This window comes from Rhodococcus sp. MEB064 (genome assembly GCF_000834565.1).
GTDB lineage: Bacteria > Actinomycetota > Actinomycetes > Mycobacteriales > Mycobacteriaceae > Rhodococcoides.
Genome location: NZ_JXQS01000018.1, coordinates 181210 through 204044, shown reverse-complemented (window position 1 = coordinate 204044; position 22835 = coordinate 181210). Strand labels below are relative to the sequence as shown.

Here is a 22835-nt window from a genome sequence, read left to right as displayed (position 1 = left end):
GGTCAGGCTCCGACGGACAGGATGTCACGGGCCGCGCCGACCGTCGTCTCACGACGGAGCATCGCCCGGATCTTCACGAACTCGGCGCGCCGCTCGAATGCCAGCACACCGTGGAGCGTGTCGCCGCCGGCGTACAGGTACAGGGATCCGCCCGGACCCGGGCACTCGATGATCTCCTCGTCACCTCGGAGGAATCCCGAGAACTGGATGCGCACACCGTGCTGGTCGGACCAGAAATAGGGGACCGTGACACAGTCGATCGGGGCAAGACCCGTCACGGCGTTGGCCGCGTTGATTCCGGCTGCGCGTCCCTGCTCGGCCGCATTGGTCCAGTGCTCGATGCGCATGGTTGCACCGAAGCGCCCGTTGGGCCAGGTGACCACGTCGCCGGCCGCGTACACACCGTCCGCCGCACGCAGCGTCGAGTCGCACACCACACCGTTGTCCAGCGTCAGTCCCGAGTTCTCCATCCACCCGGTGGACGGTCGCACGCCGATGCCGAGAAGGATGACATCGGCCGGGACGGTGGCACCGCTGGCCAGGCGGAGCACTCTGCCGGCCTCGGCGTCCTCCACTCCGGTCACCGCGTCCCCGAGTACGAGCGTCACACCGGAATCTCGATGCAGCGCGGCGTATTCGGAAGCCACCGGGTCCCCGAACCGGCCCAGAGGTTTCGTAGCGAGATCGACGATGGTGACGGGTCGTCCGACCGTCGCCAGCGTGGCGGCGAATTCCCCACCGATGAAGCCGGCCCCGATGACGGCCACCGACTTTCGTCGATCCGCCACCGCGGCGCGGAGGGCGACAGCGTCCTGGAAGCGCCTCAGCACGAACACGTCGGGGAGCTGTCGGAACATCGGCGGGAAGATCGGTTCGCATCCGGTGGCCAGAATCGCTGCGCCGTACGTGATGTCACCGGCGGTCGTGGAGACCGTGCGGTCCTCGACATCGAGAGAGGTGACTCGGGTATCCGTCACGAACTCCACTCCGTGCTCGCGTAGACCTGCGACGGAGGGGTAGGTCAGGCCCGAAAGGTCGAGGGTGCCGTCGAGTGCGGTCTTCGACAGTGGTGGCCGCTCGTACGGTAGGTGCGGCTCGTCGCTGACCATCGTCACTCGAACAGCAGGCGCATGCCGCGAGATCGCCTCGGCCGCACGGACCGCAGCCACGGACCCGCCCACGATCAGAACGTCGGTCTCGGCGCTCATCGCTGCGGCCCGTCGGACAGCGTGCCCACCGCGCACACGACACCCGCGGCGCTGCGCGCTTCGGCGCCGACCTGGAGACCGTCGGCATCGGGGGTCACGGTGACTGTCTGCGGCCGCGTCATCGGTGAGACCAGTCGGTACCCGAACGTCCGGTTCAGCAGCGAGATTCCCTGGCGACGCATGTGATCGGCCATCAGGAACGCGAGCAGTGGTCCGTGGATCACCAGCCCGTCGTATCCCTCTCGGCGGCACCAGTCGAGGTCGTAGTGGATGCGGTGCGCGTTGTAGGTCAACGCCGAGAACCGGAACAGCAGCGCCTCGTTCACCGTGAGGGACAGCGACGGCTCAGGCAGCGGATCGACCGCAGGAGCGGGTGTCGGAAGGGGCGCAGAACCACCCTCCCGGTAGACGATGTCCTGTTCCTCGCGAATGACCAGTTCGCCGTTCTGCGTGATCTCCTGAAGCACGGTGGTGAGCGTCAGCGCGCCGGTTCGGCCGACCTTGTCCACCGACTTCGCGATGGAGGTCACCTTCGTCGCGGACTCGCCGATCCGCAGTTCCCCGAAGGTCGTCACGCGACCTCCTCCGAACATGCGTCGGCGACCACCACCGGGCGGTGCCGGGATCCCCGTCAGCGGGTGTCCGTCTTCACCCAAATCTGCCTGCGGGTCACGAGGAAGCAGGTGCAGCCAGTGCCAGATCGGCGGCACGGTGTCACCGAGTGCGTGGGGAACGTCGATGTCGAGAAGTGCGGCCATCGACTCGACCGGTTCGGCCGAGATCACCTCGGTCCGCGCGATCGTCTCGGGCGTGGTCATGATGTGGGTACCCTTTCGGCCGCCAGCACGGCGAGGAGTTCGGTGAGGTAGGGAGCGTCGTCGAGGTTCTCCACGGCAGCGACCAGGCGAGACGCAATGTCCCCGCCCAGTGGGCGGAGCACCGACGTAGCCTTGGCGACGACCTCGTCGTGGGAGAGCGGGCGCACCGCGGATCCGCGTGCGTCGGTGGGGTTTCCGGCGTCCACGGTGATCGTCTCGCCGTCGGTGAGCACGAAGGACAGCCGAGGACCGTCCTCGATCTCGATGGAGTCGTCCGCCTCCATCGAGATCGCCGTCAGAAGATCGGCGATCCGTGCCTCGCCGTGACGGGGCGGGTCGTAGTCGGCAAGCCCGAGGTCGCTGCCACACAGCGCGAGAGCGACAGCGTAAGGAAGGCTGAACTGGGCGTCGAAGACGTTCTCGATCGGCGAGACCGACAGCATGTTCACCGCGGTGGTGCCGGCGGTGATCGTCACCGACCGGACGTTCTCCGGACCGAGGCCGCGTTCGGCGATCAACCTCCGCACCGCGTCGACGGCGGAGTGGCTCCCGCGGCAGCACGCGTACGGCTTGAGATAGGAGGTCGCGACGTTGAAGTCGACACCCAGATCCCGCAGTGCGCGCTCGGGATGGCCGATCCCGTCGGCGAGAACCGAGTGCAGGCCGCCCCACTCGGCTTCGAAGATGCGCCGAGGTCCGGTGATGCCTCCGACGGCCAGGACCGCGGCGTCGACGCCGGTCTCACCGGCCTTCCCCGGGTGGATACGTTTCGTCAGCGCACCGTCGTCGATGAACGCCCACACACCTCCGGTGAACGATCCCGCGATCCCGAGAGCGTCGGCATAGGCTCCGCGGTCGGCGCCGAGAAGCGACGCCGCCGCTGCGGCTGCGCCGAGGCTGCCCATCGTGCCGCTGGTGTGCCAGCCGCGATCGGTGTGCGCGGCGAAACCACCGAGCGATTGCAGTGCGCGATACCCCACGTCGTAACCCGCGACGACCGCGGTGATCACCTGTCGCCCGGTCGATCCGGCATGTTCACCGACGGCCAGTGCGGCAGGTAGCACCGTCGAGCCGGCGTGGCCCGCGCCGCCACCGTCGTCGAAATCGCGGGCATGCGCCGAAGTACCGTTGACCAGGGCGGCGTGCGCGGGGGTGAACCGGTGTCCGGTCCCCCAGACGACGGATCCCGTGGGCGAGGACGAGAACGACACGGACGCGTCGATCACGGCCGTCACCTCGGGTGTGCTCGCACCCACGAGCGCGACGGCCAGCGTGTCGAGGATGTGGTCCTTGACGGCGTCGACGACATCGCGCGGGAGATCGTCGTACGTCGTGTCTGCCCACTGCGCCGCAAGGTGTTCGGTGATCGTCTGCGCTGCCGCGGTCACGGCGTGGCCTCCGCGACAGATCGGCCGGCGCGTGCGGGTCCGAGGTCGACGGCGAGCGAGTCGACGAGCCAGCGTCCGCCGGCATGTCCGATGCGTGTCCCCTCGTCGACCACCGTCGCATCGGGGTAGCGGTCGAGCAGGAAGCCCACCACCTCCTCCATCTCCACCTTGGCAAGGCTCTGTCCGAGGCATCCGTGCAGACCTGTACTGAAGGTCAGTGGTTGCACGCGTTCACGATCGATGTCGAAGGCATCCGGGTTCGGAAAGCGTTCGGGATCGCGATTGGCCGACCACACCGCGACATGGACATCGGATCCGGCCGGGACGGTCGTGCCGGCGATGTCGATGTCCTCGGATGCGATCTTGCTGACGATGCCGGGACGGGGGTAGAGCCGGCATGCCTCGACGACCGCGGCAGGAACCAGGGATCGGTCCTCCTGCAAGCGCTTCCACGTCTCCCGCTCCCGCAGGAGTGTCCACACGACGAGAGCAGTCTGGTGGGAGGTGTTCACCGAGCTGGCCTCGAGCATCGCCGTCGCCTCGCTCAGCAACTCCTCGGCATCGAGCTTTCCCTCGATCTCCTGGCCGATGAGGAACGAGAGCATGTCGTTGCCCAGTCCCTGTTCGCGCTTGCGTGCAATGAGCGAGGTCAGGTATGCGAACAGTTCGTCGTAGGACTGCAAGATCGAGTCCTTCAGACTCGGATCTCGTTGCAGCAGCGCGAGAGTGCCCGCGGACAACCTGGCGACCAGAGGTGCGTCCTCGGCGGGCGCTCCGGCGAGGAGGCAGTAGACCCGCGCCGGGATCTTCCGCGCCACGGTCTCGTTGAAGTCGACCGGGCCGTCGGACCGGCCACCCGGATCGATGTCCGCGAGGATTGTGCGGAGTTCGACGCGAATGTCCTCGACCATCGTCGGGCCCATGAATCGGGCGAGCGGGGTCCGCAGCCGAATGTGCCGTGCGCCCTCGGCCATGATGAGGCTGCGGGCCCGGAAATCGTGGACCGGACCGTCGGTGATGCCGAACTGTTCCATGAGCGTCAGCGCAGCGTTGACGAAGCGCATGTCGCGCAGAACGGTGGTCGCGAGCGCGAAGTCGAGGACGGCGTATCCGTACTCGCCGCGGATGACCGACTGGCCATCGGCTGCGCCACCGGAATGGGTGGGCGAATCGGGTGCGAACGGATCCAAAGCGTGTGAGGTCGTCATGAGCGCGAGATCGCTCCCATCGGGCAGCAGAGAATCGCTTCGTCGAGGTCCTGGTCTCGATCGTCCGGCACGGACTCTGCGAGCTGGACCAACAATCCGTCGTCGCCGATACGGAACACGTCGGGCATCAGCGCGGCACACGTGCCGTTGGCATCACATCGGGCGAAATCAACAGTGACGTCGATCATGGCGAACATCCTCACTCGGTCGAAAATTTATGGCGTGGAACACAGTCTTCGCCGGCTCCAACCATTTGACAAATATCAATAAAGCGCCCCTGCCATAGCGTGAATATATGGCAGGGGCGCGAGTAGCCGAGTGGCTCATGACTCAGCAGCAGTAGTGCGTCACCCGCGGCATCTCTGCGCAGAGCGGCTCCAGGATGCGGCGCACACGAGCGCCGGACTCCGAACCTGCGAACGTCTCGGTGTGGTCCTCGAGCCGTGCCCACCGCGCGGTCAGCAGGTACGTGTCCTGACGATCGACGCTGGCGGCGAGCGCCGCGTCGGAGCATCCCGGTGCGGCCAGCAGCAGAGTGCGGATCTCGTCGAACCCGCTCTCGAGGTCGCCGGCACACCCCTCCCTGACCCGGATCTCCACGTGCTCGGCGATCATCGGTCGACACCTCGGTCCGCGATGGCCGACATGTCCACGAAACCACCTCGCAGAAAGATCAATGGTTCGTCGGAACGCTGCTGCGCGATGGCTTCCACTCGACCCACCACGTGCAGGTGATCACCGATGCGGTCCACCGAGTGCGGACTGCAGTCGATCGAGACGATGGCGTCGGACAACCAGGGCACACCGTGTCCGGACGGACTCCACTCGACCCCCAGGAAGCGTTCGGCGCCCCGTCGGGCGAACGCGCGACAGAGATCGCCGGCGTGAGCACCGAGAACGTTGATCCCGAAGTGGTCCGCCTCGGCCAGGACCGGCCAGGTAGTCGAACCCAGATCGACGTAGAAGGCGACCAGGGGCGGGTCGAGCGACACCGAGGTGAAGGTTCCGACGGTCATACCCGCCGGACCGTTCTCGGTCATCGCGGTGATCACCGAGACGCTCGTGGGCACGTGGCTCAGAACGTGACGGTAGTCCTCGGCATTCGCCTGACCTGCGAACGTCTGCGCCACGGCGGCGGTCACCGTCCTCACAAGCCGATCGTCGGATCGTAGTTGCCGAGAAGCTGACGGCCGTAGGCCTCGCGGCCGATCTCGGGCGTCACCAGCGCGTGCCGCGCAGCCGTCTCGCTGTCGCGCCAGACGCGGCCGAGGACGTTGACGTCGGCGAACGAGCCGGCGCCGTTGGCGGTGAGCAGGTAGTCGATCTCTTCCTTGACCAACTCGGCGACCACGCCGGTGTCGTTGCGGATGCGCGCAAGAATTTCCGGATTCGGCAGCTCGTGCTTTTCTGCGGCGCCATCGATGTCCGCCGCCATCGCGTCGAGCAGCAGCTCGGCGAGACGGAGCTTGGTGGCAGCGCGCGCCACACCCAGCTGGTGGGTCGGCGAGTCCTTTGCCTGGCCGTACGCGGTGTAGGCAACGGGCTTCTTCGGCAGCTTCTCACGGGTGAGCTCGAGGGCGTGACGGCCCAGACCGATCTGAGGCGCGACGAGGATGCCTGCCGCGACCGCGTTGAACGGCATCGAGGCGACGTGCTCCTCGGTGAACGGTGAGCGGAACTTGGACGAGAACATGTCGGCGACCGGCTGGACGCGGTATTCCGGCACGAAATGATCCTTGACCACGATGGTGTCGCTACCGGTTCCCTGCATGCCTGCGACGAACCAGGTGGGCTCGATGGTGAACGCCTCGGCGGGGATCAATGCCATACCGGGTGCGCCACCTTCGAGAGTGATGGTGAGGCTCGCCCACTGGGCCGCGAACGAACCGGAGGCATACGGCCACTTGCCGCTCACCAGATATCCGCCCTCGACCTTCTCGCTCTTGTCACCCGGGGAGAAGATCCCGCAGATGCGCGCACCGGGGTTCGCACCGAAGACATCGTCCTGCGCCTGGGTGGTGTTGGTGGCTCCGTAGGCCGTCGCGAGCAGAGTGAGCGCCGTGACCCAGCCGGTCGATCCGTCGCCGCGGGCGATCTCGGCGACCACGTCGCACGCTGTCTTGAACGTCGCACCCTGTCCACCCCAACGCTTGGGGACCATCACATGGAACAAGCCGGCCGAGGCGATCGCATCGATCACCTCGGGCGAGACCTTGCGATTCTTCGTGGCGTCGGCGGCGTGTTCGCGAATGAGCGGGATCAGCGCGGTGGCGCGTGCCACCAGCTCTGCGTCCGATACGCCGGCGGTGTCGAGATCTGCGAGCTCGGGGGTGGCGAAGGCGGTCATGTCGGGTCTCTTTCGTTCGGGAGGACGTGTCCGTCGGGTTCGGTGACCCCGATCACGTCTGGCTTCCCCAGCATGCGACGCCCGTCAGAACGCTGCAACGCCGAAATGTTGGGCGGGACCATGCATCCGACACATGCCACACGATGCTCGGCGTGCATGGTCGACCACATGATTCTGGTGGTGGACCGGACACGTGGACCGATGGTCGTATGTAGCGCACGTCACAACATCGGACGCGGTTGCGGTGCGACACAGTCCCATCGCCCACACAAGGAGTGCATATGAGTCGAATCATCATCAGCGGAGCCTCGGGCGATCTGGGGAGGAGAGTGACGCGCCTGCTCCTCGACGCCGACCCCGATCGCGAGCTCATCCTGACCACCCGCACCCCCGAGAAGCTCGCGGACTTCGCCTCGGACACCGTGCAGATCCGGCACAGCGATTACCAGTACCCGCCGACGGTTCGGGAGGCCTACGTGGGTGGGGACGTGCTCTTCCTCATCAGCGGCCTCAACCTCGGGAGGCGAGTGTCGGAACATCGCGCCGCGATTGCCGCCGCTCAGCACGCCGGTGTGGGCCACATCGTCTACACCTCGGTCGGCGGCGTGCAGCCGGGCAACCCCGCGCTGTCGGCCATCGATCATCTGCAGACAGAAGCCGATCTGCGGGAGTCCGGCATCACGTACACCTTCATGCGGAATCACCTGTATGCGGAGATCGTCAGCAACATTCTCGTCGCACCGGCAGTACCGTCGGGCGTCCTGTCCCAGGCCACCGGAGACGGAATGTTCGCTCCGGTCGCCAAGGAGGATGTCGCACGCTGCGCCGCGCAATGCCTGATGCACCCGGCGGCGCATGCCGGACGGATCTACGAGATCACCGGTCCCGAGCTACTCGACTTCCACCGGATCGCGGCCATGGCCTCGCACGTGCACTCGTCTCCGGTCGAGTACAAGCCGGTCTCCGAGGAGGAGCGACTGGCATTCTTCGACGCGGTCGGAATCCCGCGCACGTACGACCCGAGCATGCCCCCCAGCCCGGACGGCCACCTGTGGGCCAGCGACGAGCTCGTCTCCGCGGAAGTCGGTCTCGCCCAGGGATATCAAGCTCTCCAAAGCTTGCACGTGCAGCAGATCACCGGACGCGCGCCGGAGCCGCTCGCCTCGGTGATGGAGCGAGTTCGCGAAGTCCGTTACGACAAGATCGACGCCACTGTAGCGTGACCGATCTTCCGCCGGGGGTGGCCGCGTGTCACAGCGGCCGCCCCCGGCGGACACCACCTCGACACCCGTACCGAAGGACCGAAGACCCATCATGACGATTCCCGTGGAACCGACACCGCTTCGACCACGCACCCTCGGTGCGGACAACTCTGCGCTGGTGCCTCCACCGACCGACGCGAGACGCCGCGAGATCAGACGGGTCGTTCTGTCCAGCTATCTGGGCAGCACCATCGAGTACTACGACTTTCTTCTCTACGCCACATCCGCCGCCATCGTCTTCGCTCCCGTGTTCTTCTCCGACCTCTCACCCGTCGCGGGCACCATCGCGTCACTCGGCACCTTCGCGGCCGGTTATCTGGCACGGCCTCTGGGCGGAGCGATCTTCGGCCACTTCGGTGACAAGTACGGACGCAAATCGATGCTGCTGGTGTCGATGAGCGTGATGGGCGCGGCGTCGTTCCTGATCGGACTGGTTCCGCCGGCCACCGCCATCGGTTCCTGGGCAGCGATCATCCTGGTTCTGCTCCGCGTCCTGCAAGGCATCGCCATCGGCGGTGAATGGGGTGGCGCGACCTTGATGTCGCTCGAACACGTCGGTGGTCGAGGGCGGGGCTTCGCTGCCGCATTCACCAACGCAGGCGCACCGACCGGCTCGCTGCTGGGAACCCTCGCCCTCGCTCTCGTCGCGCTGCTTCCGGAGGACGACTTCCTCGCGTGGGGTTGGCGGATCCCGTTCCTCCTCTCCGCCGTCCTTCTCGCCGTCGGCCTGTTCGTTCGCAGCAGGGTCTCCGAGAGTCCCGTGTTCCGCGAGGCACTCGAACGCAGTGCGGCACAGGCTTCGGGAGCGCGTGCGGCCGCGCCGATCGTGAGCATTCTCCGTCGCCCGCGCAATCTGATCCTCGTCGCCGGCGGGTGCATGGCCAGCGTCGCCATTCAGATCATGTTCGCCACCTTCGCCATCGGTCACGCCACGAAGTCCGGGGTGGCCCGGTCGGACGTCCTGCTCGGTTTCGCCCTGTGCCAGTTCGTGGCAATCTTCGCTCTTCTCGGTTTCGCCCGACTGTCCGACCGTGTCGGCCGTCGACCGGTGATGCTCGCCGGGCTCGGCGTGTTCGCGGTGGTGATCTTCCCGGTGCTCGCGATGCTGTCCTCCGGAAGCGCACTGCTGGTGACACTGGCCTTCGTGCTCGGTTTCAGCCTCGTCCAGTCCGCGACGTTCGGCCCGATGGCGGCATACATCGCCGAGCAGTTCGGCACGTCCGCGCGGTACACCGGCGCGTCGCTGGGGTACCAGGCCGCCACGCTGCTGGGTGCAGGATTCACTCCGGTGATCCTGGTGTCTCTTCAAGCCGCCGCGAACGGTTCGACATTCCTGGTGGGCCTTTACATGATCGGCCTCGCCGTCGTCAGCGCAGTGTTCATCGCACTGTCGAAGGAGAGCAAGGACCGGGATCTGGACACGTACGAGCACTGACCGACGCTCCTATCCGCCCCCGACTACGACGTCGGGGGCGGTTCGTGTGCGCCGTGCTCGGCGGTCTGATCGAAACGCGTCCGGGCACAGTCGATCTCATCGGTGTGCCGGAGTCCCCAGTCGATCAGGTTCACTACGAGATCGGACAACTCACAACCCAGCGGAGTCAGGGTGTACTCGACGTGCCTGCGCGCGCCGGCGATCACCGTCCGCGTGTACATGCCGTCACGCTCGAGCATGCGCAGATTGTGGGTCAGCATCTTCTGGGACAGAGGGTGTGTGGGATCCAACGTGTCGAGCAGCCGGCGCATGGCCGAGGGGCGTAGCGCGCCGACGCGCGAGATCACCAGAAGCCAGTTCCGCCAGTAGTTTCCGACATGCCCGACGATGCCCACCACCGGCACATTTCTATTCCTGTCGAACTCGGTGAGCACGGAGGCGAGACTTCGGAACAAGTCCTCGGTCTCCTCGGAAGGTGCGGACACGCCGCGAAGTACGAGTGCGATGTCCTCCATGATGATGTCCACGGGTGACGCGTCACCGGGGACTGCGTCGACGCCCACGGGTCGGCCCTCCTCATGTATCCGTCCGCACAGTACCGCGAACGCAGCCACGTTCTCGCGTATTCGTCACACGGATCGACGAGCCGCACACCATGGTGCGGCTCGTCGACCGGTCAGCGCCTCCGCCGCCGTCAGCGGGCAGGAGCGACGCTGTCACCTTTCCTGGACTGGTCGACGAGTTGACCCTCGTGCGAATAGCTTTCGTACGCCTCGGCGAGGTCTCGGTACTTCCTGAACTCGCGCAGCCCGTCGTAGTCACCGCGGCGCACCCGGTCGACGAAGTCGGGGTTCGATATCTGTGCGCGCCCGACGCCGATCATGTCGAAGTCGCCGGCCTCCAGGCCCTGACGCACTCGGACGACGTCGTCCTCGACCTGAAGGAGCGGGTCCTTGTCATCGAAGACGTCGCTCGCCAGATCGGTGGACAAACCGACACTTCCGATGGTCATGACCGGAAGGTCGGTCATGGCCTTCACCCATGCTGCGACGCTCCTGCGCGGGTCCAACTCGGGCCACCCCGGAGTGTCGAATCGCCGCGCCGAGATGTGGAAGACGTTGGCGCCCGCCTGCTCCATGCGCTCGAGGAACGGTCCGAAGTCGTCCGGGTGCTGCGCAATCTTCGCTCCGTAGTCCACTTCCTTCCATTGTGAGAATCGCACCGAGACGATGAAGTCGGGTCCTGTCGCCGCGCGGATAGCTGCGATGATCTCGGCGGGATAGGTTGCGCGCTCGGCAAGTGTGTCGCCACCGTACTCGTCGGTGCGGATGTTGCTCTCGTGCCACAAGAACAGGTCGAGGAGGTACCCGTGTGCGCAGTGGAGCTCGATCCCGTGTGCACCGAGACTCTGCGCGATCCGGGCGCTGTCCACGTAGGCGTTCTTGGTGTCCTCGAGGTCCCGTCGAGTCATGGCGACACCGTTCGGCCGTCCCTCCTGGATGAGGCCCGACGGGCTCCACGCGGGATGATCAGGATAGGGGTTCTCGATGCCGTCGACGACGAGGCGCAAGGCTCCGGGGTGCCACAGCTGCATGAGCACCACGACGTCTCCGGTGCCCAGCACCTCGCGAACCACGAGACCCCAGTCGTCGGCGGTGTCGCGGCCCAGGATGCTGAACGCCGGCTGCCAGTATCCCGCAGGATGTTCCGGCGCTGCCCCCTCCGTGATGATGACTCCCGGCCCCTGCTCGGCGGTGGTTCGGAGTGTTGCCGCCATTCCCGCGGTGGGTCTGTATCCACGCGATCCGCGCTGCATCGCCGGCAGATAGAACCGATTGCGAACAGGTGTCGTGTTGAGCACGAGTGGCGAGAACAGTGGGTCGGTCGCGGTCGGTTCCGGATCGAGGAGAGTCGAATCTTGTTGCATGCGCATGCCTTTCGATCGCTACTGAGACGCTCGTCACGTTATGTCCGTCACATTCATCCCGACAATCGGGCACTTTTTCGTTCCCGATCGTCCGGAGACTTCGGGCACGCCCATGACGAGCGTCTATGCACGGGGGGCATGCCCCGGATGAACTACGTGGTGTTGCCCGGGTCACTCGCCGACGTCAGGCTTGGTGCTCGGCAGAAACACTCGGCCCGCACAACCAATCGATGGAGGAAGTCGTGACCCGGATCGTCATCAGTGGAGCATCGGGCGACCTGGGACGCCGGGTCACGCAGCAACTCCTCGAGGCGGACCCGGGTCGAGAGCTGACCCTGGTCACGCGCACCCCCTCGAGCATCAGCGTCGACGGGCCCGGCGTCAGCGTCCGTCCGGGCGACTTCGAGAAGCCGGAGCTCTTCGACGACGCGTATCGCGGGGGCGATGTCCTTCTTCTCATCAGTGGTTTGAACCTCGGTCGTCGCACCATCGAGCACCGAACTGCTATCGACGCCGCCGAGCGAGCCGGCATCCGCCACATTGTCTACACCTCCGTGGGCGGCGTGCAGCCGGGTAATCCCGCACTCTCGGCGATCGATCATTACGAGACGGAGCGCGATCTCCGCACGAGCCGACTGGCGTACACGATCCTCCGCAACTCCCTGTACGCAGAGATCGTCGGCGCCATCTGGTTGGCCCCCGCCGCCCGCGAGGGCGCTCTCGAGATGGCCACCGGGCAGGGGTCGCTGGCTCCCGTGTCCAAGGTCGACGTCGCCCGTGCGGCCACCGCCGTCCTGGAAGACCCGACCGAACACGCCGGCGCGGTGTACGAGATCACCGGGCCGGAGCTGCTGTCGATGTCCGACATCGTGCGCCTGGGAGCGGAGGCGTTCGAGACACCCATCGAATACCGGCCGGTGTCGGAGGAACAGCGGCTGGCCTATTTCGATTCAGTCGGGCTGCCGCGGACCTACGACCCCTCCATGCCGCCCAACGAGGAGGGCCATCTGTGGGCGAGCGACGAACTCGTCTCGGCGGATCTGGCAGTTGCCGGCGGATATCAGTCGATTCTGTCCGGCCACGTCGAGCAGATCACGGGTCGAGCACCGGCCTCACTTCGGTCCGTGCTCGACACCGTCAAGGACGTCCGGTACGACCGCATCGGGTCGATGGTGTGACGGAGCTCGACCCTTACCGCTGCAGTCTCGGAGAAGAGGGATCCTTGTGCCACACATAGCGATCGAGTACACCGACAACGTGTCCGACCTGCTGGACGCGACGGGTTTGGTCGATGCGATGCATGCGACGGCCCAGCGGCTGGGCGTGTTCCCGCACTGGGGCATCAGGACGTTCGCGACAGCTGTCGAGACGTCGCGTATAGCCGACGACGCCGTCGGCGGTCCGACCGGATACGTGCATGTCCGCGTCAAGATCGCAGCCGGTCGTGACGAGGCCACCACTGGACGGATTGTCGAGGAGTTCCATCGGACCTTGTCCACGCACCTGGTGGACCTGTGTGCCGATCGGCCCGTGGGTTTCCAGCTCGAGATCTTCGAGTTCGATCCGGCGAAGACACGGTCGGGTGGAAGTATCGCGGGGTCGCCGACTCGGACGACACCGACTTACTGACCATGGCCTTCTGCCTGCCGTCTCACACCCGCCGGACTTCCGATCACCTCGAGCGCAAAGGGTGACCGAGGGGACGTCGGTACGTCAGTGTCGGATTACATGACCGCTCTCACCGAATCGGCGTCGCTCGAATCCGATGTCGACCGGCGCAAGCGACTCCGCACTGTGATCGCGTCGAGCCTGCTGGGCACCACTGTGGAGTGGTACGACTTCTTCCTCTACGCCACCGCTGCCGGCCTGGTGTTCAACCAGTTGTTCTTCCCCGACCAGTCCTCGTTCGTCGGAACCATGCTCTCGTTCGCCACGTTCGCTGTCGGTTTCGTCGTGCGCCCCATCGGCGGACTGGTCTTCGGCTATTTCGGCGACCGAATCGGCCGCAAGAAGACCCTGGCTTTGTCGATGCTCATCATGGGTGTCGCGACCACCCTGATGGGTGTGTTGCCGACGACAGCGGACGTGGGCCTACTGGCCCCGGTTCTGTTGTTGCTGCTGCGAATCGCGCAGGGATTCGCCCTCGGCGGCGAGTGGGCGGGTGCGGTGCTCCTGGCGGTCGAGCACAGCCCGGCCCGGAGGCGCGGCCTGTTCGGCAGCATCCCGCAGATCGGCCTCGCCCTCGGACTCGCTCTCGGTACCGCGATGTTCGCCCTGCTGCAGGTGGTCTTCGACGACGAGCAGTTCCTGTCCTACGGATGGCGTATCGCGTTCCTCTTCAGCCTGGTGCTGGTGATCGTCGGTCTGGTCGTACGGCTGAAAGTGGAAGAGACGCCCGCCTTCCGTAAAGTCTCCGATCTCCAGCAGCGTTCGAGCGCGCCGATCAAGGAGGTGTTCTCTCGACGTCACGGGCGGAACACCGTGCTGGGACTGCTGTCGAGATGGGGCGAGGGCGCGGCGTTCAACACGTGGGGCGTCTTCGCGATCACCTACGCGACGACGCAACTGGACTTCGACAAGGTGTCGGTACTTCTGGTGGTCACCGTGGCGGCCGTGGTGATGGCACTGCTCATTCCCGTATCCGGCCTGCTCGTCGACAGAGTCGGCGCGAGGACGATGTACCTCGTCGGCATCGCGGCGTACGGGCTGGCGGTGTTCCCCGTGTTCGCCCTCTTCGACACCGGCAACTTGTGGTTGTTCGGAGTCGGCCTGGTGCTGGTGTTCGGCATCGTGCACGCGACGTTCTACGGAGCCCAGGGCACCCTGTACGCCGGCCTCTATCCGACCGAGATCCGGTACACCGGGCTGTCGGTGGTCTACCAGTTCTCCGGCATCTACGCCTCCGGAGTGACCCCACTCGTCCTCACCGCCCTGATCGCCGCGGCAGGCGGATCACCGTGGTTGGCGTGCGGATTCCTCGCCGGCACGTCGGCGATCAGCGTCATCGCCACCGCACTGATCCGCAAGGACGATCTTTACCTGTAGCCGGCTCGAGCGCCACGACCTGTCCCGACAGTGTGACCGCGCATTCGGTGTAGACGCTCTGTTACCGGGTACAGAAGGAGTGGCGAGTTCTCCCTCAGCTGCGGTCTGCACAGGCCGGATTCCCGTGAAGGGCTCGCCCATGGATTTCGACGACACACTCCTCCGAGGTCTCGGCGGAGCCGTCACACCGCAGACGTGGATCGGTGAATGCCTGCGGGTCCATTCCGCCGACGGCGCCGCGGTCGTCGCCGAAGGAAGCCCGGACGACGCCGGAACTCGCGCGGTCACCTACACCACCGATGACACAGCAGCCGCAGTCGCCGACCTCCAGTACGCGGTGGGTATCGGCCCGCACGCCGAATCCATGGCCGACGGCCGACCCCATGCCGCTCATGTCCACGACACTCGCGACTGCGACCGGTGGACGACCCTTGTCGACGAACTTCACAGACTCGGAGTCGTTGCCGTCCGCACATTCCCGATCGGTCCCCCGTCGCGGCCGCTGGGCACGCTGCAGATGCACTGGTGCACCGGTTCGGCGTCGGAGGTGGACACCACCGCCGTCGCGGTCGTCATCTCCCGTCGACTCGAACTGCTCACTCCCCGACTCTCCCCCCTGCGTGACCGCGTCGTTGTCGACGCCGTGCTCGACAGCACCGACGACGGTTTCGACCACGGCACCGTCAACATGGCCATCGGGGTTCTCATGGCCCGACACAGTCTTGCGCCGTCGGCCGCTGCCGCGATGCTGCGTGCCGACGCCTACAGCAACGCGGATTCCGTCACTGCCCGCGCCCGCGCTCTCCTCGATGCCCTCGACGAGTGACCCGAAGCGCGGGGACAGAACGCGTGAATTGACCCCTGTATCGCGATCGGTCAATATAGACAGATGTCGAAACAGCGCCCACCCTCGGCGACAGCCGGAACCGAATGCTGCATTCCGCTGGTCCATGAGCCGCTGTCCGCGGACTCGGCTGCCGACCTGTCCCGGATGTTCAAGGCGTTGGGCGACCCTGCGCGGTTGCGTCTGCTGAGCGTCGTCGCCAGCCACGAGGGCGGCGAAGCATGCGTGTGCGACATCTCCGACTCCTTCGACCTGTCGCAGCCCACCATCTCGCACCATCTGAAAGTACTCAGAGAAGCCGGCCTCCTGGACTGCGAGCGACGAGGCACATGGGTGTACTACTGGATCGTTCCTGCTGCCATGCAGCAACTCTCGACGATCCTCTCGTCCGAGAACCTGGTCACCGCATGAGCAGCTCGGCAGCTACCTCCGACCGCCCTGCCGTCGTCGGGAAGTTGTCCACCCTCGACCGATTCCTCCCGGCGTGGATCGGCGTCGCCATGGTCGTCGGACTCTTGCTCGGACGACTGATCCCCGGGATGAACGACGCGCTGTCGTCCATCTCCGTCGACGGCGTCTCCCTGCCGATCGCGATCGGCCTGCTGATCATGATGTACCCGGTACTGGCCAAGGTCCGTTACGACCGGCTCGACACGGTCACCGGCGACAAGAAGCTCTTGCTCGGTTCCCTGGCTCTGAACTGGATTCTCGGCCCGGCGTTGATGTTCGCGCTCGCCTGGCTGTTCCTGCCCGACCTGCCGGAGTACCGCACCGGGCTCATCATCGTCGGCCTCGCCCGCTGCATCGCGATGGTCATCATCTGGAACGACCTCGCCTGCGGCGACCGCGAGGCCGCCGCCGTTCTCGTAGCGATCAACTCGGTGTTCCAGGTGATCATGTTCGCCGTCCTCGGCTGGTTCTACCTGTCCGTCCTTCCCGGCTGGCTCGGCCTCGACCAGACCACTATCGAGGCATCCCCCTGGCAGATCGCGAAGTCGGTCCTGATCTTCCTGGGCATCCCCCTGATCGCCGGATTCGCCTCGCGGTATTTCGGCGAACGCGCCAAGGGCCGCGACTGGTACGAGACCTCGTTCATCCCGAAGATCAGCCCCTGGGCGCTCTACGGCCTGCTGTTCACCATCGTCGTCCTGTTCGCCCTGCAGGGCGACCGCATCACCTCCCAGCCCCTCGACGTCGTCCGCATCGCCGTCCCGCTGCTCGTCTACTTCGCGGTGATGTGGGGCGGCGGATACGCCCTCGGCGCAGCCATGGGCCTGGGCTACGAACGCACCACCACGCTGGCATTCACCGCGGCGGGCAACAACTTCGAACTCGCCATCGCCGTCGCGATCGCCACCTACGGGGCCACCTCCGGCCAAGCGCTCGCCGGGGTCGTCGGACCGCTGATCGAGGTGCCCGTCCTGGTGGGACTCGTCTACGTCTCACTGGCACTGCGTAAACGGTTCTCACACACCCCGCGGACGAAGGAATCGTGATGTCCGACAAGCCCAGTGTGTTGTTCGTGTGCGTGAAGAACGGCGGCAAATCGCAGATGGCCGCAGGCCTGATGCGCACGCTCGCTCGCGGCGACGTAGAGGTGCATTCCGCGGGCACCGCTCCCGGTAGCTCCGTCAATGCTCTGTCGGCACAGGCACTGCTCGAGGTCGGTGTCGATCTGGCCGGTGAGCATCCCAAGCCGATCGACCCGGACCTGTTGTCCCGCATGGACTACGTCGTCACCCTCGGCAGCGAAGCGACGATCGACCCGGTCGAGGGACCGACCTATCTGAACTGGGACACCGACGAGCCGTCCGAGCGCGGCATCGACGGGATCGACCGTATGCGGCTCGTGCGCGACGACATCGCCCACCGGGTCGACGATCTCGCCGCACGACTTCGGGGCTGAATTCGCCGGTGTAGCGGCGGTGACGATCACTGACGGCGACTCGACAGGGAGCGCATCCATGTCACCGGGTGCATCCGAGTCACGTGGCGCCTCGGTCATGCAATCCGTGGACGATGTGTCGTAGGCCGTCGAGCACGCCCTGCCGCTCGGCATCGGTCATGCCGGACAGCATGTCGACCTCGACCGACCGGACGGCCGCGCTCGCCTCCTCGAGGCGCCGCCGACCGCGAGCGGTCAATCGGGTCGGAAGCGCTCGTCCGGCGGGCGCTTCCGATGGTCGGGTCACGAGCCCCTCCCGTTCGAGGGTCTGCAGCAGCACGTTCATCGATTGCCGCGTCACGAACGCCCCGCGCGCCAGCTCAGAGTTGGACAGCCCCGGTCTCTGCGCTAACAGCTCGAGACACGAATAACGCGTCACCGTCATACCGAGCGGTCCGAGCACGTCGTCCATCGCCGCCCGAAGCGCACTCGCCGCTTCTTTGAGCAGATAGCCCACGGACGTCCGGAGGTCGATTCCCTCTCCGTCTTGACTCATGTCAGCATCCTGACATACGGTCCCTAATGTCAGATAACTGACATACCGAAAGGACATCTCGATGACCGTCACCGGGCCTGATTTCATCTCACTCCAAGTACGCGATCTCGACACGTCGAGGACCTTCTACGAGCAGTACCTCGGCATGGTCCGATCGCCGACCGGCCCCCCACATGCTGTCGTCTTCCAGACGACGCCGATCGCGTTCGCGCTGCGCGACATCGTTTCCGGTACCGATCTCGCCTCCGCTCCGCAGCCGGGTATCGGTGCTGCGATCTGGTTGCACGCCGACGACGTACAGGCAATTCACGACGCCATGCTCGACGACGGCCACACCATCGTGTCCGCGCCTGTCGACGGACCCTTCGGCCGGACATTCACCTTCGCCGACCCCGACGGCTACCGGATCACTCTGCACGACCGCGCCGAGTGACCGACCCTGCCGTGGTGACGTGCGCTGTCAGCGCCCCGTGACGTCGAGCGCGGCGCGCACGATCGAGTCGGTGTCGATGCGGTGGTGTCGGTACACCTCGTCGAGTGAGCCGACCTGCCCGAAGTCGCTGACTCCCAACGACGTCGACGCCACCCGATTGACGGTGGCCAGGAACGCGAGCGTGTGCGGGTGGCCGTCGAGGACGGTCACCAGCGGTGTGGCGCGCTCCGCCGGCAGCAGCTGATCGAGGATCCACGTCTCCGCCTCGAGGTGCCCCTGCCGCGCCTGCACCGCCCGATACAGCTCGCCGGGACTGGTGATGCACAGGACGTCGGCGACCAGCCCGATCTGCTCGAGCCGCTCCGCCGCCGCGAGGGCCTCGGTCATCATCGCGCCCATCGCGGCGATCGTCACCACGGCACCCTCCCGCCGCACCAGCGGGTATCCCCCGGCGACCACCTGCCGTCGACGACGCTCTCGCGCAGCAGGATCGGCCGGAACATTCGCCATGCTCTGATCGACCGGCCTGGTCGACAGTCGCAGATACGCCGACGTGCCGCCGGGGCGCCCCAACCGTCCGATCGCCGCCAGCAGAGTCCACTCGACGTCGATCGCGAACGCCGGTTCCCAGCTCACACACCCGGGCTGCTCCAACCCGATCGACGGCGTCTTGATCGACTGATGCGCACCACCTTCCGCCGCCAGCGTCACCCCCGACGGGGTGCCGACGAGGATCGACTGCCCGCCCGCGTAGATGCCGTACGACCACGGTTCGAGAGCGCGTTCGACGAACGGGTCGTACATGACTCCGATCGGGAACAGCGGCTGACCCCACCGGCTCCACGTCGCACCGAGCTCACCCATCAACCCGACGAGGTTGGTCTCGGCGATACCCAGTTCCATGTGCTGACCGGTCGGCGCCTCACGCCAGTGCATGATCGTCTCGGCGTCGTCACCGAACCAATCGTGACGCTCCGAGGACGACCACACTCCGACCTTGTTCACCCAACCGCCGAGGTTGGTGGTGGAGCTGACGTCCGGGCTGACGGTCACCACCCGTCGGGCGGCGTCCGGAGCCGCCCTGGTGAGGTCGAGCAGGACACGCCCCAGAGCTGCCTGCGTCGTCGCCGTTCCCTTGGGCGTGCGCCCGATGTCGGTCGGGACCGCGGGGGGCCGAGACGACGGCACAGGGTCGCGGCGCAGGCGCTCGGCCACCTGCGAGCACAGTTCACCGGCGGAGGTGTCGGAAGGGAAACGCGCCCAGGGCGATTCCGGGTTCTCGCCCTGTGTCGCGGCGAGCGCGGCGTACTCCTCCACGGTCAGCAGGGACGAATGGTTCTGCGGGTGACCCTGCGTCGGCAATCCGAAGCCCTTCACCGTGTACGCGATGATCACCGTCGGTCGTGTGTCGTCGATACGCGCGTAGGCGGCGCGCAGCGCGTCGAGATCGTGTCCGCCGAGGTTGCGGATGGATTCGGTGAGCATGGTGTCGTCGACGTCGGCGATCAGCTCGGCGATGGCGGGGGCGTCGTCCCCACTGCCGGGCAGCCGGGTGCGCAGCTCGTCCGCGGAGCAGCGCAGCAGACGCTGGTATTCCGGGTTGGGCATGTCGACGATGCGTCGACGCAGTGCGTCACCACCGGACCGGGCGAACAGGTCCTCGAGCAAGCGTCCGAATGTGACGGTGATGACCTGCCAGCCGGCGGCGTCGAACATCTTCTCCAGCCGACGCGCCGCGAAGTTCGGGACCACGCGGTCGAGCGACTGCCGGTTCAGGTCGACGATCCACACGATCTCCCCGAGTTCCGCGATACCCGGATCGATCACCGCCTCCCACACAGCGCCCTCGTCGAGTTCGGCGTCGCCGACGAGTGAGTACTGCCGACCCCGGAAACCCTCGGCGGCGGCCGTGTCGTCGTCCCCGAAGGCAGCGTCGACGTAGCGACGCGACATCGCACCCCAGATAGGTGCCGTCGCACCGATTCCCACCGACCCGGTGGAGTAGTCGACAGTATCGGGGTCCTTGGCGCGCGAGGGGTACGACTGCAAGCCGCCGTAGGAGCGCAGCGTCGTCAAGTACTTCTCGTCCAGCTCACCGAGGAGATAGTTGATCGCGTGCAGCACCGGAGATGCGTGCGGTTTGACCGACACGCGATCCCCGGGCTGCAACTGCTCGAACCACAGGGACGTCATGATCGAGACCATCGACGCGCAGGAGGCTTGGTGGCCTCCGACCTTCAGCCCACTCGGGTTCGGACGAATTCGATTGGCGTGATGGATGATCGACGTCGACAGCCACAGCACCTTCTCGGCGACGGTGCGGAGGTCGTCGTCCGTACCGTGTGCCGAGCGGCGGTCGGCGGGACTGATGCTGGTCATAACCGTGCTCCTGAGGTGGTATCGAAAGGGTGAGGCGACGCCTCGGCCTTCGGATCGCGAAGCACCTGGAGTCACTGGCGGGTGGGTGACTGCGCTCAGTCGACCAGAGCTGATCGAGCTGCACAAGAGCGATGCAGGAAAGTGAGCAGAATGCTCGAGTGTGCCGGTTCATGCCAGGGTGACGACGCGCGGCGTGCTCAGCTCTCCCCAGCGGACAGGGTCACCGTCGCCGCGTTGCCCGCCGAAGCGACCACGTCGACGCCCGACGGATCCATCGCCCCGAGAATCACGATGCCGGGGAAGTAGCTCTGATCGCCGTAGTACAGAACGAAGTCCTCGGACGGCGCGTAGTAGCCGATGTCACCCGGCACCGGATCAGCGCCGTCCGGCGCCCCCTCGGTCGTCAACGCCGCGGACAACGGACCCGTCTTCTCCACTCCTCCGTGGTCGGACATGGTGACGGTCACCGGTAGCCGGGCTGCAAGATCGCGAGCGGCCGCACTCTCGTTCAGTGTCCCGGTGACCGTGGTGCCTCCGACGTCGATCGTGATGCGCACGGCGACTCCGTTCTGTTGTTCGGTTGCTGCTTCCGTGCTTCCTGCCGTGGTTGTGGTCGGACCTGTACTGCCACCACCACATCCGGCCGGCAGGGCGAACACCGATACCAGAGCGCAGGAGGACAGGAGTCTTCTCATCGTTCGTACCTCGTCACGTCGGCAAGCTGGAATGTCCTCGGAACGCTAGGGACTGAATCGATGCGGTGGGAGTCCCTACGAGGGAACCCCTGACTGGGGTTCCCTCCCAGTGCCTCGTTGATCCGATCGGCTCCGGTTACGGTCGTTTCCGACCCACGACACCGTCCGCATCCGAAAGTGAAGCTCTCCCTGTGTCTTCCACCGCACGACAACCCCTTCCCTTTCTCGTCTCCGTGTTGGCGATGGGCACGTTCCTCATGGGCACGTCGGAATTCGTCGTGGCCGGGCTGCTACCCGACATCGCCACCGACCTTGCCGTCGACATCTCCGACGCAGGACTTCTGGTCACCGCATTCGCGATAGGCATGATCGCCACACCGCTGGTCGCGGTGGCCGCTCTGAAGATCCCCGAGCGCACCACGCTCCTCGTGTCACTGGCCGTGTTCGCCGCAGGCCATGTCGTCGTCGCCCTCACCGACGACGTGACCGTCGTGCTCCTTGCCCGATTCGCGACTGCGCTCGTGACGGGTGCATTCTGGTCGATCGCCGCGTCCGTCGGTGCACGAGTATCCGGGCCCGACAATGCCGCTCGCGCAATCGGACTCGTCCTCAGCGGCGGCATCCTGGCCACTGTCATCGGAGTGCCTCTCGGATCCATCGCCGGACAGATCATGGGATGGCGTGGTCCGTTCTGGATACTCGCCGGCCTTGCCGTGCTCGCAGCCGTTCCGGTCGCACGGTTCGTTCCCGGCGGCCGCTCGTCCTCGACAGTGGTTCCGTTGCGCTCACAGCTCGCCTCGCTGACCTCCGGTCGACTCTGGATCGTCATGGCTGCGTGTGTCCTGGTCACCTCCGCCGTGATGTCCACCTACTCGTTCATCGCTCCCCTGCTCACCGAGCGATCGGGCCTCTCGGCAGAGCTGCTTCCGATCGGTCTGGCGATCTTCGGAGTCGGCGCCGTCACCGGGACGCTCGGCAGTGGACGCTTCGCCGACCGGGCGCCGTACGCCACCGCGCTGACCGGCGGCATCCTCGTCGTCGTGTCGCTCGGACTGCTCAGCCTGTTCTCGGAATTCACGGTCGCCTCGATCGCGCTTCTCGCCGTCGCGGGGATGGCCGGGCTGGGCATGAACCCCGTGCTCATGTCGATGGCGGTCCGATTCGCCGAGGGCGCACCCACCCTGGCTACCTCCCTGTGTACGTCGATGTTCAACCTGGGTACCGCAGTCGGCAGCTGGGTGACCGCGCACGCCATCAGCGGTAGCGGACCCGTCGCAGTGCCGATCGTCGGCACGGTGTTCGCGGCGGCGCTACTCGTTCCACTCGCTACCCTCGTAGTCGTCGACAGAAGTCGAGCAGCGAGCAGCCACGCGGTGACCGAGCACGCGAGCGTCCCGTGACCCCA

Annotated in this window: 24 protein-coding genes; 11 read left to right on the top strand and 13 right to left on the bottom strand. The window is 66.2% G+C overall.

Annotated features, from left to right (window positions below; all coding sequences use genetic code 11):
- Window positions 1-2: 2 nt before the first annotated feature.
- The 8 genes from RU01_RS10325 to RU01_RS10290 all read right to left on the bottom strand — a co-directional run bounded on the left by RU01_RS10325 (window position 3) and on the right by RU01_RS10290 (window position 6969).
- Entirely contained in the window at window positions 3-1208 is a 1206-nt protein-coding gene (locus RU01_RS10325) for an NAD(P)/FAD-dependent oxidoreductase (protein WP_042574431.1), read from the bottom strand.
- Window positions 1205-2026, bottom strand: coding sequence for an FAS1-like dehydratase domain-containing protein (locus RU01_RS10320; RefSeq protein ID WP_042574430.1), 822 nt, complete (start codon window positions 2024-2026; stop codon window positions 1205-1207). The genes RU01_RS10325 and RU01_RS10320 overlap by 4 nt, the downstream gene beginning before the upstream one ends.
- On the bottom strand, window positions 2023-3414 hold the full coding sequence (locus tag RU01_RS10315; protein WP_042574429.1) for an MmgE/PrpD family protein: 1392 nt from the start codon (window positions 3412-3414) through the stop codon (window positions 2023-2025). Before RU01_RS10315 ends, RU01_RS10320 begins: the two co-directional genes overlap by 4 nt.
- Window positions 3411-4622: a cytochrome P450 gene (locus RU01_RS10310; RefSeq protein ID WP_042574428.1), complete on the bottom strand. Its 1212-nt coding sequence runs from the start codon at window positions 4620-4622 to the stop codon at window positions 3411-3413. The genes RU01_RS10315 and RU01_RS10310 overlap by 4 nt, the downstream gene beginning before the upstream one ends.
- Window positions 4619-4810: a ferredoxin gene (locus tag RU01_RS10305; protein ID WP_042574547.1), complete on the bottom strand. Its 192-nt coding sequence runs from the start codon at window positions 4808-4810 to the stop codon at window positions 4619-4621. The genes RU01_RS10310 and RU01_RS10305 overlap by 4 nt, the downstream gene beginning before the upstream one ends.
- Window positions 4811-4952: 142 nt before the next feature.
- Window positions 4953-5237: an antibiotic biosynthesis monooxygenase family protein gene (locus RU01_RS10300; protein WP_042574427.1), complete on the bottom strand. Its 285-nt coding sequence runs from the start codon at window positions 5235-5237 to the stop codon at window positions 4953-4955.
- Window positions 5234-5773 carry a flavin reductase family protein gene (locus tag RU01_RS10295; protein WP_231568664.1) on the bottom strand — a complete coding sequence of 180 codons (540 nt, stop codon included), beginning with the start codon at window positions 5771-5773 and terminating at the stop codon, window positions 5234-5236. Before RU01_RS10295 ends, RU01_RS10300 begins: the two co-directional genes overlap by 4 nt.
- Window positions 5770-6969: an acyl-CoA dehydrogenase family protein gene (locus RU01_RS10290; protein ID WP_042574426.1), complete on the bottom strand. Its 1200-nt coding sequence runs from the start codon at window positions 6967-6969 to the stop codon at window positions 5770-5772. Before RU01_RS10290 ends, RU01_RS10295 begins: the two co-directional genes overlap by 4 nt.
- Before the next feature lie 281 nt (window positions 6970-7250).
- Between RU01_RS10290 and RU01_RS10285 the strand changes: the two genes are divergently transcribed.
- Complete coding sequence (locus tag RU01_RS10285) at window positions 7251-8192, top strand: NAD(P)H-binding protein (RefSeq protein WP_042574425.1); 942 nt, start codon at window positions 7251-7253, stop codon at window positions 8190-8192.
- A 91-nt stretch (window positions 8193-8283) separates the two neighbouring features.
- Window positions 8284-9666 carry an MFS transporter gene (locus RU01_RS10280; RefSeq protein WP_082043018.1) on the top strand — a complete coding sequence of 461 codons (1383 nt, stop codon included), beginning with the start codon at window positions 8284-8286 and terminating at the stop codon, window positions 9664-9666.
- 23 nt (window positions 9667-9689) lie between these two features.
- Here RU01_RS10280 and RU01_RS10275 read toward each other — a convergent pair whose 3' ends face one another.
- Both RU01_RS10275 and RU01_RS10270 read right to left on the bottom strand, forming a co-directional pair.
- Entirely contained in the window at window positions 9690-10229 is a 540-nt protein-coding gene (locus tag RU01_RS10275; protein WP_231568663.1) for a winged helix-turn-helix transcriptional regulator, read from the bottom strand.
- 131 nt (window positions 10230-10360) lie between these two features.
- Window positions 10361-11599, bottom strand: a complete 1239-nt coding sequence (locus tag RU01_RS10270) for an oxidoreductase (RefSeq protein ID WP_052493220.1) — start codon at window positions 11597-11599, stop codon at window positions 10361-10363.
- A gap of 236 nt (window positions 11600-11835) precedes the next feature.
- Here RU01_RS10270 and RU01_RS10265 point away from each other — a divergent pair, with 236 nt between their 5' ends.
- The 7 genes from RU01_RS10265 to RU01_RS10235 all read left to right on the top strand — a co-directional run bounded on the left by RU01_RS10265 (window position 11836) and on the right by RU01_RS10235 (window position 17388).
- Entirely contained in the window at window positions 11836-12771 is a 936-nt protein-coding gene (locus RU01_RS10265; RefSeq protein ID WP_042574542.1) for an NAD(P)H-binding protein, read from the top strand.
- Window positions 12772-12817: 46 nt separating this feature from the next.
- Window positions 12818-13222: a 5-carboxymethyl-2-hydroxymuconate Delta-isomerase gene (locus RU01_RS22105; RefSeq protein WP_052493219.1), complete on the top strand. Its 405-nt coding sequence runs from the start codon at window positions 12818-12820 to the stop codon at window positions 13220-13222.
- Window positions 13223-13321: 99 nt separating this feature from the next.
- Window positions 13322-14638: an MFS transporter gene (locus tag RU01_RS10255; RefSeq protein WP_042574540.1), complete on the top strand. Its 1317-nt coding sequence runs from the start codon at window positions 13322-13324 to the stop codon at window positions 14636-14638.
- A 139-nt stretch (window positions 14639-14777) separates the two neighbouring features.
- Window positions 14778-15464: a hypothetical protein gene (locus RU01_RS10250; protein WP_042574424.1), complete on the top strand. Its 687-nt coding sequence runs from the start codon at window positions 14778-14780 to the stop codon at window positions 15462-15464.
- Window positions 15465-15527: 63 nt separating this feature from the next.
- Window positions 15528-15893, top strand: coding sequence for an ArsR/SmtB family transcription factor (locus RU01_RS10245; protein WP_042574423.1), 366 nt, complete (start codon window positions 15528-15530; stop codon window positions 15891-15893).
- Entirely contained in the window at window positions 15890-16978 is a 1089-nt protein-coding gene (gene arsB, locus RU01_RS10240; protein WP_042574422.1) for an ACR3 family arsenite efflux transporter, read from the top strand. Before RU01_RS10245 ends, arsB begins: the two co-directional genes overlap by 4 nt.
- The gene (locus RU01_RS10235) at window positions 16978-17388 is read left to right on the top strand and encodes an arsenate-mycothiol transferase ArsC (RefSeq protein WP_042574421.1); all 411 of its coding nucleotides are present in this window, start codon (window positions 16978-16980) and stop codon (window positions 17386-17388) included. Before arsB ends, RU01_RS10235 begins: the two co-directional genes overlap by 1 nt.
- Window positions 17389-17467: 79 nt before the next feature.
- Here the strand turns inward: RU01_RS10235 and RU01_RS10230 are convergent, their stop codons facing one another.
- Window positions 17468-17923 (bottom strand): MarR family winged helix-turn-helix transcriptional regulator, encoded by a 456-nt coding sequence (locus RU01_RS10230; RefSeq protein WP_042574420.1) that lies wholly within the window; start codon window positions 17921-17923, stop codon window positions 17468-17470.
- 61 nt (window positions 17924-17984) lie between these two features.
- Here RU01_RS10230 and RU01_RS10225 point away from each other — a divergent pair, with 61 nt between their 5' ends.
- Window positions 17985-18356, top strand: a complete 372-nt coding sequence (locus RU01_RS10225) for a VOC family protein (protein ID WP_042574419.1) — start codon at window positions 17985-17987, stop codon at window positions 18354-18356.
- Between the two features lie 27 nt (window positions 18357-18383).
- Here RU01_RS10225 and RU01_RS10220 read toward each other — a convergent pair whose 3' ends face one another.
- Both RU01_RS10220 and RU01_RS10215 read right to left on the bottom strand, forming a co-directional pair.
- Window positions 18384-20735, bottom strand: coding sequence for a transketolase-like TK C-terminal-containing protein (locus RU01_RS10220; protein WP_042574418.1), 2352 nt, complete (start codon window positions 20733-20735; stop codon window positions 18384-18386).
- Window positions 20736-20932: 197 nt separating this feature from the next.
- The gene (locus RU01_RS10215) at window positions 20933-21292 is read right to left on the bottom strand and encodes a cyclophilin-like fold protein (RefSeq protein WP_042574417.1); all 360 of its coding nucleotides are present in this window, start codon (window positions 21290-21292) and stop codon (window positions 20933-20935) included.
- 329 nt (window positions 21293-21621) lie between these two features.
- Between RU01_RS10215 and RU01_RS10210 the strand changes: the two genes are divergently transcribed.
- Window positions 21622-22830 (top strand): MFS transporter, encoded by a 1209-nt coding sequence (locus tag RU01_RS10210; RefSeq protein WP_231568662.1) that lies wholly within the window; start codon window positions 21622-21624, stop codon window positions 22828-22830.
- Window positions 22831-22835 lie beyond the last annotated feature (5 nt).